The sequence below is a fragment of the Mediterraneibacter sp. ICN-202921 genome, from assembly GCF_037890075.1.
In the GTDB taxonomy this organism is placed as follows: domain Bacteria; phylum Bacillota; class Clostridia; order Lachnospirales; family Lachnospiraceae; genus Mediterraneibacter; species Mediterraneibacter massiliensis.
In genome coordinates, this window is sequence record NZ_JBBKBE010000003.1 from 1 (window position 1) to 13,576 (window position 13,576).

A 13,576-nucleotide genomic window follows, 5' to 3' on the forward strand; every position below is an offset into this window, starting at 1 on the left:
ATTAAAACTATAGTATTCATAAAAAAGTACTTGCATTTTTACTTTTCTTAAAGTATGATACAAGTACTTTCTATTATTTCTATTTCATGTAAAGTATTTTCAATATCGGGTCTGATAAAATTTCAAAGAGGAAAATGAAAAAAAGATTGTTTGTAAACGTTGCGGCGGGAAAATGTATTGAGCAAAGAGCAGACATATGAGGTATTTCGGTTTATTGAGTATGGCACACAGTGCAGGCAGAGTCTGGATTGTGTACAGGGTTTTTTGCTGATCGACTATCTGAAAGAATATCCAAGAGTGGAGAAAGATTGTCTTTTCAGATGGTTCAGACAGCTGGGACATTTGTTGGAGCAGTATCAGTGCTGTAAAAAAGGGCGCTGCTACCGATATCTGAATCCATACAGTGTATTAGTGATGGATGGAAATGTATTTCTTCTGGATCTGGAGTCACCAGAGAATGAAGAGGCGCTTAAAAATATGCAGAAAAGGACAGTGAGCAGTCATTTTGTAAGGCCGATATTTGAACGGAAGACAGATACGGCAGTTCAGATCGATCTGTTCTGCATGGGGAAGATCATGCAGTTTATTCTGTCCTATGCAGAGGTGTATCCTGCGTTGGGAAGACGAGAAGAACATTTGCTCAGGCGGGTGATACAAAGATGTTTGGGAGAATCGGTGAGAAATTATGAGAGTTTTGCACAGCTGCAAAAGGCTTTGCCTCAAGTAAAGGAAAAAAGGAATAAAAAGGGCGTAAGGTACAGATACATTGTTTTTATAGGGAGTTTTGCGGCATTATGCATAGGAAGTGTTTTGTTTATATCCGGAAAAGACGAAGGAACTAAAAAAGAGGAAGCTGTGCAGAAAGACATACAGGAAGATGTGTCGGAACATATGCAAGAAAGCGGTACGGCTCAGCAGAGAGCGGAAAAGAAGAAGGATGAAACACAGATGGACAGTATGCGCGAGGAAGGGCAGGAAGACAAAATAAAAGAAGGGGAAGAAAGCCTGTCAACGGATGAGACTGAACAGATCGTCGCGTCATTGAAGGAAGGACTTTTGTTAAATACCTCTGCGGAAAACCAAGAGGTGATCGTAAAAGGAAAGGAATTGGAAGCAGAGATATTGCGGTGTTTAGCCGCTGCGTATGAGCGAGAAGAAATGTTATTGGAAGCGGCAGGGGCTTATGCAAGGCTGTGTGAAATAGAAGAACAGCCGGAGCGTGTGGAGATGGCAGGCATAAAGAAGATGAAGTTGGAAGCAGGGGCGGGACAGTATGCGCAGGCGATACTGACAGGTGAAGAATTGCTTAAGAAATTGGAAGATTCCGAAGAGATCGAGGCGTTGATCAGGGAGTATGAAAAAGAAGGAGGAAAAGAGCACAATGAGGAATAAAAAAGTACAGCGCATTTGTATATATGTTATCCATGTTATCTGCGCAGCAGTGGCAGTTTGGCTGTGCATGGGTCTTTCTCCTGTTAAGGAAGAAACGCACGGAAAAGAGAAGGAAGAAATGGAGGACACAGAAGAAAACTGTGAAAAACCACAGATCCTTTGCTCTTCACCGGACGGGGCAAATGGATGGTACCGGTCGGCGCCAAAGGTGCAGATCATCCATACGGATGAGAATACGGTCACGCGATATGAGATCAAGTCTGAGTCGGGCAAACAGATAGACGGAGAATTAAAGTGGGGAGAGGTGATAGAATACACCGTGCCGGAAGACTTCTGGGAGGAAGGGGAACATACGATCCGGGTGTGGATGACAGATGCCGAAGAAGAAATCTACAAAGAAGAACGGAGCGTGAGAGTAGACAGAATAGCTCCTGTGGTACCGGAAATCTCCTATCCGACTGTAAGTGAGTATATGTTCTGTACAAATACAGAGTTGGAGATTGCAGCGAGCAGCGCAGATCAAGTATCCGGGATCGAGAAGATTGTTTTTATGCAGGAGGAGACAGAGTTTGGATGTATAGAGGAAAAGAAGGGAAGCATAGTCGTCTCACCGCCGTTCTATGGAAAGCTGCATGTATATGCGGTAGATAAAGCAGGAAACAAGAGTATAGACTGTAGTACAGAAGAAATTTTGTGCGAGGCCGAGGAACCGGAGATTTCCATAAGCATGCCGGAGACAGAAAGTGGATGGTATACAGATGGAGTGGATATTATTGTGGATATATGGGAAATGGTCAGCGAAATGGAAAAATGTGCAGGGCTCAAAGAAGTCTGCTGTTTTGTCAATGGAAACGGCGTATGGGAAAAGTCGTATAATCGGGAAGACAATATTAAGCAGGAGCATATACTTCTGCGAGCAGAAGAAAGGTCGTTTTCAAAGGAGCCGGTTCAGATTGTGATAGAAGCAGCGGATCATGCAGGAAACACAGCGGTGCAAAGCAGAGAGATATACATAGACGGACAAACGCCTTTGATCAGGGCAGAAGGGCTCTATGAAGATATGATCACAGCACAGGCACAGACGGTCAGGATCTATATAGAAGATGAAAATATAGTAGAAGATTTTCATATAGAGATCAGCAGGACAAGTCCGGAAGGAGAAGTATATACAGAGGCCGGAGGAACACCGGTGGTTTATAAAGAGACGGAACAGGCAAGGGAGATCGGATATACATTGACAGAAGAAGGGGAGTATCGATGTGTGGTGACAGCGGAAGATCAGGCAGGGCATATGCATACAGAGGAATATCATTTCATTTTGGACAAAACGAGCCCGGTCATACGATATGTCAGTCAGCTCAATGGGATATATATTCCGTATTTTGAATGGAATTATGGAAAAGAGGAATTGATACAGGATTTTACAGACTATACCTATCATATATATATGGATGGCATGCCCTATCTTGCGGGAGAGAGGATAACAGAGGAGGGGGTGAAGATTTTGCAGGTGACAGCAGAAGACAAGGCGGGCAATGTATCAAATGCATATGCTGTATTTATAATCGATCATACAGCGCCGGATATTCGATGGAAAGGTGTGGAAAATGGGAAGATATATAAAGAAAAAGCGGTTCTTTCTGTCTGGGTAGACAAAGAAGGGGAATGGCTGCGAAAGATCGAGATCAATGATGAACAGCAGAAGATCGGCCCTGGCAGTCAGATCATACAATATGAGTTTTCTGCAGCCGGACAGTATCAGATCACGGCAGAGGCAGAAGACTTGGCAGGTAACAGAAGTAAGAGCGAGATGACCTTTACCGTGCAACAACAGATGACGGCGGCAGAACGTATGGCAGAGCCGGTGAGAAATCTGTTCAGAGAGGAGAAGGACAGTGGGCGAAGAAAGGAAAAAGATGTGAATGACAGCCTTCATGTTCTGTGGGGCTTGGGGATTCTTTTGCTGGGAAGCGTGCTGATAATTGTTGGGAGAATACATAGAGGCTGGCACAGAAAAGATCCTAAGGAATAAAGGGGATAAGAACCCCCATAAAAGGGAGGATGCCAGGCGGCTGGTCATCAGCCCCTGGCATGTATTATGAAAAAGTTTATTCAAAATAGTATGATTCATACTTGATAGCGTCAATCGTAATTGTTTCTTAATTGATATCTATAGTATAGGAAATATAGATGAAGAAACAATGATGAGAAAGTGAATGTTTTTTAAAAGATAAATGAACAAAATATGAACGTGAGACTGCCGAAGCAGTCTCACGTTCATTAGGGGATTTATGGCCAGATAGCTCTTGCTTTTTTTGCTTCTACGACCCGCTTAACTGCGATCAGATAAGCACCGGTACGTAAAGTAGTATTCTTGTTCTGTGCAATGTCCCAGACAGCTTCAAATGCCGGATCCATAATATTTTTGAGTTTTTCATTTACTTCAGCTTCCGTCCAGCTTACAGACTGGATGTTTTGTACCCATTCAAAATAGGAAACAACGACACCGCCTGCGTTGGCAAGGATATCAGGAACTACAGTGATACCTTTTTTGTTCAGGGTGTCATCTGCATCAGAGGCGATCGGTCCATTTGCTGCTTCAACGATGATCTCCGCTCTGATACGATCGGCATTCGAAGCGTTGATCTGGTTTTCTAAAGCTGCAGGAACTAATACTTTGACATCCAGTTCCAAAAGTTCCTCATTGCTGATTCTTGTCATGCCTGGTTCTTCATATCCGGAAAGCAGATTTTTCCTGTCTTTGGACAGATAGTCGATGATCGCCGGAATATTTAATCCGTCTTTATTATAGATGCCGCCGGATACATCACTGACAGCAACGACTTTCATTCCTTCTTTGTCAAGCAGTTTCGCTGTGATGCTGCCGACATTTCCCATACCCTGTACAGCCACAGATGTGCCTTCAACAGGGACATTTAATTTATGCAGGATATTTTTGGTTGTGAACATAACACCGCGTCCGGTCGCTTCATTTCTTCCGAGAGCGCCGCCCAGTTCGATCGGTTTGCCCGTTACGACGCCGTGTACACAATGTCCTTTGAGCATACTGTACGTATCCATCATCCATCCCATAACAGTGGCATTGCTTCCTACGTCCGGAGCTGGGATATCCTGTTCTGGTCCGATCAATGGAGCGATGGCAGCTGTAAAACGGCGTGTGATCGCGCGAAGCTCGCGTTCGGATAATTTTGTCGGATCACAGACAACGCCGCCCTTGCCGCCGCCGTAAGGAATGTTCACGACTGCGCATTTGAAAGTCATCCATGCGGCAAGTGCTTTTACCTCGTTTTCATTGACTGCCGGATGAAAACGAATTCCGCCTTTTGCGGGACCTCTGGAAGTGGAATGTTGGATGCGGTAGCCTTCAAATACACGTGTAGTTCCGTCGTCCATACATACGGGAATAGCAACTTTGAGTTCACGCTCCGGATATTTGATGGCTTCTATATCACTGTCTGAATAGCCAAGGATATCTGCTGCGTCTTTTACTGTTTTCAATACGTTATCATAAGGATTATATGTATTTGCCATGATTTATTCTCCTTTATCATTTAATAATTTTTCGATTCCTGCAATTTGTACACATACAGTGAAAATATCCATTGCCTGTTCCAATTCGCCAAGAGTGGGATAGGTAGGAGCAATACGGATATTGCTGTCTTTGGGATCCTTTCCGTAAGGATAGGTGGCTCCGGCTCCCGTCATGATCACGCCGGCCGTCTTGGCAAGCTCAACGGTACGTTTCGCGCAGCCCGGGATCGTATCCAGTGAGACAAAATAGCCTCCTTTTGGATGACTCCATGTGGCAAGTCCGCTTTCTGCTAGGTTTGTTTCCAGTTTATCTAGTACAGCGTCGAATTTAGGCCGAAGCTGTTTGGCGAGAAGTTTCATATGAGCCTTCAAGTTTTCCGGAGTTTTAAAAAATTGTACATGCCGCAGCTGGTTTAATTTATCGTGACCGATTGTTTGTGCAGACATATGCTTCTTGAGTTCTTTTATATTATCCGGACTGGAAGCGGTCAAAGCGATGCCGGCTCCTGGGAAACTGATCTTAGAAGTAGAGAAGAAGTAATACGCACGGTTTGGATTGCCGACGCGGCTACATTCATCCAGGATATTTTTTAATGGTACTTCCTCATAAATATGATGGATCCCATAAGCGTTATCCCAGAAGATACGAAAATCTTCTGCGGCAGTTTTCATAGAAGCCAGTTCTTCTACGACACGGTCACTGTAGCAGATACCCTGTGGATTGGAATGTAGAGGTACGCACCAGATTCCTTTAATGTAAGGATCACTGCCGACAAGTTCTTTGACTACATCCATATCAGGTCCGTCTTCAAGCAGCGGAACAGGGAGCATCTCAATTCCCAGTTCTTCACAGATTTTAAAATGTCTGTCATACCCGGGTACCGGACAGAGAAATTTAACCGGATGCCCGGCAAATTTGTGGAAGAGCCAGGGCTTTTCTCCTTGTGTCCCAAACATGCAGAGGAAAGAAAGTGTGTCAAACATGACATTTAGGCTGGAATTTCCTCCTATGATGATCTGTTCGGGAGCGATTCCCAGTGTCTCGCCTAAAAGCCGGCGGCATTCTGGAATGCCGTCCAGAATACCATAATTGCGCGCGTCTGTTCCGTCCTCTAATGTATAGGTGTCCATGGCTCCTAACAGAGGAGCGCTCAGATCGAGCTGTGAAGGCGCCGGTTTTCCGCGTGCCATGTTTAACTCCAGGTTTTGGGCACAGAAGGCATCATATTGTTTCTTGAGTTCACGAAGCATAGTTTTTAATTCTGTAGTAGAAGCCTCTGTAAATTTTTTCATAAGATCCTCCTTTGAAATATTCCGAAAATATCTATTTCGTTTTTTCTTGCTTTTATTATAAAAAAGCTCTAAAATAGAAGCAAATATTTATATTTATATGTTAAATATAACCAAATACTTATAATGAGGAGGAAGTCCTTATGTTTGGCGGAATGAATTACGTATATGAGGTGTATAAAGAAAGAAGTTTTTCAAAAGCAGCTGAAAAATTATACATATCTCAGCCGGCATTGAGCGCTATGATCAAAAAAATTGAGACGAAGATAGGGATGCCGTTGTTCGATCGCAGTATGACTCCTGTCCAGCTGACAGAATGTGGGAAGAAATATATCAAGACAGCAGAAAAGATTATGGATCTGGAAGATGAATTTGCCTATTATGTAGGGAATCTTTCTGAATTGAAGACAGGGCACTTGTCGGTGGGCGGGACATATTTGTTTTCTGCATTTATCATCCCCCCGATCATCAAGAAGTTTGGAGATACCTATCCTCACGTGAAAATCAGTTTGTTTGAGGGAGATACGCCGCTTCTGGAAGAAAAAATATTCGCGGGAGAATTGGATATACTGATCGATAACTACATATTGGATGAAAAAATCTATGAAAAGAAGATTTTTATGGAAGAACATCTTATCTTAGCAGTGCCTGCCGCGTTTGAGAGCAACAAAAAGGTGAGAAAATACCAGATGACAGCAGAGGATATACGAAACGATCTGCATCTGGATCCCATCTTTCCGGGAGTTCCCCTGCAGAATTTTAAAGAGGTTCCGTTTGTCGTGCTTCGTTCTCACAATGATACGCGGGAACGGGTTGAGGCAATCTGCCGCAGAGCGGGAATGCAGCCCAAATATTCTCTGAAACTCAATCAGCTCCTTACTACGTATCATCTGACAGAATACGGTATGGGTGCGTCTTTTGTCAGTGATACAGTGGTTAAGAGTCTGCCGGCCGATGCAGGCGTTGTGTTTTATAAAATAGATGACCCGAAAACGGTGAGGGAAGTGTATTTGTATTACCGGAAAAACAAATACCTGACACGGAGTATGTCGGAATTTATCAAGTTTGCGATACCAGAGATCGAGCTGCAATGAGAACAGGAATGAAGAGTATGTCATGAAATGGCGCAGAAAAGAGGAGGAAGAGATGACTGCATGGGAAAAATTATGGACAGATGAAAAACTGACAGAGGAAGAAAGGCGGGAAATATGCCATGAAATGCTGACTACAGAAGCGAGGATGGAGAGACTGATCTTAAAGAATTTTACGGAAAAAGATTTTCAAAAAATAGCAAAGCGCAGAATAGGAGACGGATTGATCGGCGGAAAGGCCTGTGGACTTCTGACGGCGAGGAAGCTGATCGAAAATATTCTGCCGGAATATATGCCCTTTCTAGAGCCCCACGATTCGTATTTTATCGGTTCGGATGTGTTCTATGGTTATGTGAAAGACAATGACTGTATCGAACTGCGGGAAAAGCAGAGAAGAGAAAAAGAACGCTTCAAAGACAGCGAAGTATTAAAAGAACGTCTTAGAAACGGCGGCTTTTCAGAGAAAATCAAAGAAGGATTTCGCAAGATTATCAGATATTATGATAAAACACCGATCATTGTACGCTCCAGCAGTTTTTTGGAAGATGGATATGGCAATGCGTTTTCAGGTAAATATGAATCGGTTTTTTGTATGAGTCAGGGAACGGAGGAAGAACGGCTGTATGAACTGGAAGAGGCGGTGCGGAAGGTATATGCCAGTACGATGAATCCGTCGGCGCTGGAATACAGAAGAAAGAGAAAGCTTTTGGGGGCGGATGAACAGATGGCCCTTTTAGTACAGAAGGTAGAAGGACAGAGGTATGAAAAATTGTATATGCCTGTAGCGGCAGGGATGGGGTGCTCTTATAATCCCTACAAATGGATGGAACATTTAAATCCGGATGCCGGAATGCTGCGCCTCGTAGCAGGGCTTGGCACAAGAGCGGTAGAGCGTACACCGGGAGATTATCCAAGACTGATAGGACTCGACAGAGCACAGGCGAACATGCGTACCACGATCGCAGAACGTCATAAATTCTCCCAAAGGCAAGTAGATGTATTAGATCTGGAGCAGGGAAAGCAGAATACGGTTTCTTTAGATAAGATCATAGAACTGCTTCCTTCATGGCAGAAGAAGATGATCCTAAGCCATGATACAGAGGCGGAATATCTTCTGGCGCAGAGAGGACGTTATCGAAAAATTTATTTTTCAGATTGTCAGGGAATCGTAGATAACACTGAGTTTATACGCATGATGCGAAAAATGCTTAAAATGCTGGAAAAAGAATATGAACGTCCGGTAGATGTCGAATTTGCTTTGTCCAGTCCACAAAAAGAAGTGTGGAGGGTAAATCTTTTGCAGTGCAGACCGCTGCAGACATCTGCGTCTGAACAGATAGAGATACCGGAAGAATGGGAAGAAGAATTTTTATTTGATGTGAGGCGCACTTCCATGCGCCGCTCAAAGAAAGAACGATTGGATCGGATTGTTTGGGTGGATCCACAGAAATATTATGAATGTCCGTATGTGAAGAAGCCGGATATAGGACGGCTGATAGGCAGGATCAACCAGTATTACGAGGAAGAAGACAAAAAACTAATGCTGTTGGTGCCGGGAAGGATAGGAACCTCATCACCGGAACTGGGGGTACCCGTCGTCTATGCGGATATCAGTCAGTTTGCCGCGATCTGCGAAGTAGCCTACAGCAAAGCAGGATACAGACCGGAACTGTCGTATGGGAGCCATATGTTTCAGGATCTGGTAGAGGCAGACGTATACTATGGAGCAATCAACGAAAACAGTAGGACAAAGATATACCGTCCAGAATTACTGAAAACATGCAAAGAAATCCTGCTGGATCTTTTCCCTGATGAGACAGAACTTTCCGAGATCGTAAAGATCTATGATATCTCAGACCGGGACGCTAGACTTATTTTAGATGCCAGAGAAGGCAGAGCGGTCTGCCTTCTCCACAAGAAAGAAGGAAACTGTTGTCCGTAAAAAGGCAAAAAGTTTAGCTTTTGTCATACGACGGTCTTGCATATTTCCAAAAATTTCAGACTGCCGGCGGTAAAAAAACTGTTCTTCATCCATGCAAAACTAAAAGTATTGCGGGAAGAAAAATTCCGGATATAAATTTGTTTTAGGGTTCCGTTATCTAAATTTTCCTGTACGACAAAACGATAGATAAAAGAAATTCCCATATTTTCCATGACTAGTTTTTTGACGGCATTGATCGTTCCGATCTCTATATAAGACTGAAAATTTCCCAATTCCTGATTGTGTGCCTGAAGGATATGCATCAGATTTCGATGAGAGTTTGTATCATTCTCACGGAATATGAGACGATAAGCGTTCAAATCCTGAAAATCCACCGTTTGTCCGGCAAGAGGATGCTGCGGGGAACAGACACAGATCGTTTCCACTTCAAATAACTCTTCACTCTCATAGGTAGAGGAAGGGCAGTAGGCATCTGTTAGACAGCATTGGACACGTCCTTCCTGGAGCCATGTGAGGAGTGTGTCGGCTTCGCCCAAATACAGGCTGACCTTCATGTCCGGATATTTTTTTAAGTATTGCGCGATCATATGCGGAACGAGAGACTCGCCGGCAGTTGTCACGGTGCCGAGTTTCAGTTCGTTGTCTTTTTCGGGAGGCGCCATCATTTTCTCCAGGATCAGAGCGGAATCCGAACGAATAGTCTGAGCAAAGGAACGGAGAAGTTTTCCTTTTTCCGTAAGATGGAGACGTCGCTTTTCATCATAATAAAAAAGTTTGGCGTCATAATATTTTTCCAGATATTTGATGTGCTGGGATACCGCCGGCTGTGTGATATTTAATTGGCTGCCGGTCTGTGTATAATTCCTTGTCTCACAGAGGGTTAGAAATGTTGCTAGTTTTAAATCCAACATAAAAGAACCGTCCTTTCCTTGCTATATCGACGTTATAAATCGTACTTATCAGGGTATAAAATAATACGATTTCATTTTAGATGAATCTTTTGGTATAATCAAGGAAAATGTAAAGGGTTTTACAGCAGTTTATTTGTGGAAATTGCGGAAAGAAGGAAAAATGCTGAAATTAGGGATTGTGCAATTTGCTGCAATAGAGGGCGATGTAGAAGGGAATTGTGCACATTTTGAACATGAGGTAAAAAAGTATTCGGGGAAAGACCTTGATCTACTGTGTTTCCCGGAGTTATGCATCAGCGGATACAAGTTTGAAAAAGGAAAGCTGTTGGACGAAAGGGCATATGTATCTGGTTTGGCGGCACGGTATGCGCAGCCGATCCTTGCAGGTGTACAGTCTGTCCATGAAGGGAAATGCTACGATGCAGTCTGTCTTTGGGATGAGACAGGAGAACTGGTAGGGGAATATAAGAAGATTCATCTGTGGGCTACGGAAAATGATTATTTTGACAGAGGCGATGAATTAATCACAGTGGACTTCAGAGGCTGGAAGATTGGCATGCTGATCTGTGCAGATCTGGGCTTTGCGGAGATTTCTACCCCTTTGGCGCTTGATAAAGGCGCGGATGTGATTTTTTATCCGAGTGCATGGGGATATGGATGGGAAGAACTGTTTTCTGGATGCGGAAGGACGAGAGCCGCGGAAAATCAAGTCTATACAGTGGCTTTAAACCGTGCATGCGGGGATGAAAAATATTGTGGCAATTCAACGGTATCAGGACCGGACGGGACAGTGCTTTTGCGTCTGCAGACAACAGGAGAGGCTTATGGAGAAGTAATCCTTGAGAAAGGAAAGCTGGAGGAAGCAAGAGAAGGAATTCCATGGAGGAAGATGAAACAGCCGGAAATCTATAGACAGATAGCTGAAAATACAAAATCTTAGTAGAAAACAGGAGAAAATGAGATATGTTTGATGAAAAACCGATGAAAAATGAGGGGGCGGTTGCGGCAGACGAGCCAATGACTCCGATACCGCTGGAACAAAGAGAAAAATGGGTGACTCCGGCGGTCGTATTCGGCGGCTTGGAGTTTAGTGTATCCGTGCTGATGATCGGGGCGACATTGATCGGCGCATTCGGGCTGAAAGGAATGATACCGGTCGTATTATTTACATTTCTGGTCCTTACATGGGGTGGAAATACAATCAGTGGGTATATGGGAGCAAAAACGGGTTTGTCATCCTCTGTTATCGCGAGGCAGGGGTTTGGAGATAAACAGGCAAAATTCATCATTGCCCTTGTGATCGGTGTGATCAGTATGGGATGGTGGGCAATCCAGACATCTGTGACAGGAAATGCCCTTTGCGTGATCTTGGGGATCGACTATACGGTAGAAAAAGTACCGTGGGCAATCGTGACGATCATAGTAGGCGCATTGTTTGCGGTTCCGGCGATCATCGGATATTCTTCTATGAAATGGACAGATTATTTGGCGGTACCGTGTGGACTTTTGCTTTGTATTGTAGGAATCTACCTGGCTTTAAAGAATGTTGGCTGGTCTCACATTATGAGCTATCAGGGAAGCGGGGAACTGACTTTTGCAGCAGGTGTTACAACACTTCTGGGAATGAATGTTTCACAGTTTGTTATATCCGCAGACTATACAAGATATGCAAAACCAAAATGGAAAGATAATATTTTGATCCCGCTGGGAATTATTGCTATTGGTATTCCGCTTGTGTTTATCGGAGGAATTATGGCAGCAGGAAACGGAACGGCGGACATCGTAGCAGTTATGCAGGGCTTGGGCTTCCCGATCTGGGGCTTCATTGTACTGTGGTTGGCTTCCTGGACAAGTCAGCTTGTCAATAACTATACAATGGGACTTTCTTTTTCCAATATCCTGAATGTAAAGACAGGAAAAGGAAGAGCAATGGTAACATTGGGCGCTACAGTCATCTCTATTATTCTTTCTTTGTGGGGGATCTTGGATCACTTTACAGATTTGCTGAATCTGGCTGCGCTGCTGTATCCGGCTATTGCAGGTGTTATGTTTGTAGATTTCTTTGCGAGAAAAGAAAAATGGGAAGACAAAACAGGTTGGAACTTTATTGCTACATTGGCAATGGTAATCGGCGCGGCAGTCGGCTATGTGACAACTTACGTAGTAAGTGTTGGAATCCCACCTCTTCAATCTTTGCTTGTTACAGGAATCGTATATTATGTTGCAATGAGAATTAAAGCAAAAGCAGCGCCGGATAAATTTACAGAAGGCATGTTTTAAGATTTATTAATAGGAAAAAACAGAGAGGAAGGATGATTATGGAATATCCAATAGGGATCGAGATGACAGAAGAGTATCTGTCCTATGAAGTACAGAGCGCAGCTATGAAGCTTGTGCGGGATGTGATGCTTGTAAAGCCCGGAGAAAATGTTGTGATAACAGCAGATACATCGACAGATATGCGGGTGGTAGAAGCTGCTATGAAGGCGGCCTACACAATTGGGGCATTTCCGGTATTGATCAAGTATCCGACGACAGGCAAGGCATTTGAAGAACCGGCGCTTCCGGTAGCAAATGCAGTAGCGGCTGCGGATGTATGGATTGAATTCGCATATTACTGTGTGATGCATTCTCCTTGCTTCCAGAAAGCGATTGCGAATGGAGCGAGATATACATGTCTGTGCGGTATGGATACGATCATGCTTGTTAATACAGTCGGAAAGATTAATTATCCGTTGGTGGTAGAATTTGGCGAATACTTGACCCAGAGAGTACAAAAAGCGGATGAGGTAATCATACGGGATGCTAATGGAACAGACTTAAAAGCCTATAATCGCGGAAGAAAGGTAAAACATTCCGGACAGTTAGCAACGAAGAAAGGCTATCCGATCATGCTGGGCGGACAGGTAAGCTGGTGTCCGGTGGAAGAGACGATCGAAGGCACGATCGTATTTGACGCGGCATTATTCCCGCCTGCTGAGATCGGGATTTTAAGAGATCCTGTAAAAGTAACTTTCCACGAAGGAAGAGTAACAGATATAAGCGGCGGAGCACAGGCGCAGATTTTCAAGAAATGGATCGATTCCTTCAATGATCCGAATATGTATCGTCTGGCACATTATTCTATCGGTTTTAATCCGGGCGTACGCAAGGCGACGGGAAGGATTGTGGAAGACGAACGAATCTTTGGCTGTATCGAATTTGGAATCGGAAGCCAGGGAGCCAGCTTAAACGGTGCGTTCTGGGATGCGGCTGCGCATACGGACGGCGTAGTATCCAAACCAACGATCATCCTGGACGGCGAAGTGATTGAAGAAAACGGCGTCTATAAAGATCCGGTGTGTGCAGAGTACTGCAGAAAACTGGGGATTGCGGAATATCAATAACCGTAGTATAGA

General features: G+C 44.0%; 10 protein-coding genes. 7 read left to right on the forward strand and 3 right to left on the reverse strand.

Annotated elements, in window-relative coordinates; translation table 11 throughout:
- Positions 1–177 precede the first annotated feature (177 nt).
- Together WKT01_RS03360 and WKT01_RS03365 are read left to right on the forward strand one after the other, a co-directional pair.
- Positions 178–1,392 carry a hypothetical protein gene (locus tag WKT01_RS03360; protein WP_147337195.1) on the forward strand — a complete coding sequence of 405 codons (1,215 nt, stop codon included), beginning with the start codon at positions 178–180 and terminating at the stop codon, positions 1,390–1,392.
- Complete coding sequence (locus WKT01_RS03365; protein WP_340311445.1) at positions 1,382–3,424, forward strand: hypothetical protein; 2,043 nt, start codon at positions 1,382–1,384, stop codon at positions 3,422–3,424. Before WKT01_RS03360 ends, WKT01_RS03365 begins: the two co-directional genes overlap by 11 nt.
- 257 nt (positions 3,425–3,681) lie before the next feature.
- Here WKT01_RS03365 and WKT01_RS03370 read toward each other — a convergent pair whose 3' ends face one another.
- Together WKT01_RS03370 and WKT01_RS03375 are read right to left on the reverse strand one after the other, a co-directional pair.
- Positions 3,682–4,944, reverse strand: a complete 1,263-nt coding sequence (locus WKT01_RS03370) for a Glu/Leu/Phe/Val family dehydrogenase (protein ID WP_059068020.1) — start codon at positions 4,942–4,944, stop codon at positions 3,682–3,684.
- Positions 4,945–4,947: 3 nt separating this feature from the next.
- On the reverse strand, positions 4,948–6,237 hold the full coding sequence (locus WKT01_RS03375) for an aminotransferase class I/II-fold pyridoxal phosphate-dependent enzyme (RefSeq protein WP_059068022.1): 1,290 nt from the start codon (positions 6,235–6,237) through the stop codon (positions 4,948–4,950).
- Positions 6,238–6,377: 140 nt separating this feature from the next.
- On the opposite strand from WKT01_RS03375, the gene WKT01_RS03380 reads away from it, so the two are divergent.
- Both WKT01_RS03380 and WKT01_RS03385 read left to right on the forward strand, forming a co-directional pair.
- A complete protein-coding gene (locus tag WKT01_RS03380) occupies positions 6,378–7,328 on the forward strand; it encodes a LysR family transcriptional regulator (protein ID WP_340311446.1) in 951 nt (316 codons plus the stop codon).
- A gap of 52 nt (positions 7,329–7,380) precedes the next feature.
- Entirely contained in the window at positions 7,381–9,267 is a 1,887-nt protein-coding gene (locus tag WKT01_RS03385) for a PEP/pyruvate-binding domain-containing protein (RefSeq protein ID WP_117974129.1), read from the forward strand.
- A gap of 23 nt (positions 9,268–9,290) precedes the next feature.
- Here WKT01_RS03385 and WKT01_RS03390 read toward each other — a convergent pair whose 3' ends face one another.
- Complete coding sequence (locus WKT01_RS03390) at positions 9,291–10,178, reverse strand: LysR family transcriptional regulator (protein ID WP_340311447.1); 888 nt, start codon at positions 10,176–10,178, stop codon at positions 9,291–9,293.
- Positions 10,179–10,338: 160 nt separating this feature from the next.
- Here WKT01_RS03390 and WKT01_RS03395 point away from each other — a divergent pair, with 160 nt between their 5' ends.
- Genes WKT01_RS03395 through WKT01_RS03405 form a run of 3 tightly spaced genes read left to right on the forward strand, consistent with a single transcriptional unit; the run spans position 10,339 to position 13,564 of the window.
- Positions 10,339–11,118: a carbon-nitrogen hydrolase family protein gene (locus tag WKT01_RS03395; protein WP_270395136.1), complete on the forward strand. Its 780-nt coding sequence runs from the start codon at positions 10,339–10,341 to the stop codon at positions 11,116–11,118.
- A 23-nt stretch (positions 11,119–11,141) separates the two neighbouring features.
- Positions 11,142–12,458 carry a purine-cytosine permease family protein gene (locus WKT01_RS03400; RefSeq protein WP_117974042.1) on the forward strand — a complete coding sequence of 439 codons (1,317 nt, stop codon included), beginning with the start codon at positions 11,142–11,144 and terminating at the stop codon, positions 12,456–12,458.
- Between the two features lie 38 nt (positions 12,459–12,496).
- Entirely contained in the window at positions 12,497–13,564 is a 1,068-nt protein-coding gene (locus WKT01_RS03405; protein WP_270395137.1) for an aminopeptidase, read from the forward strand.
- Positions 13,565–13,576 lie beyond the last annotated feature (12 nt).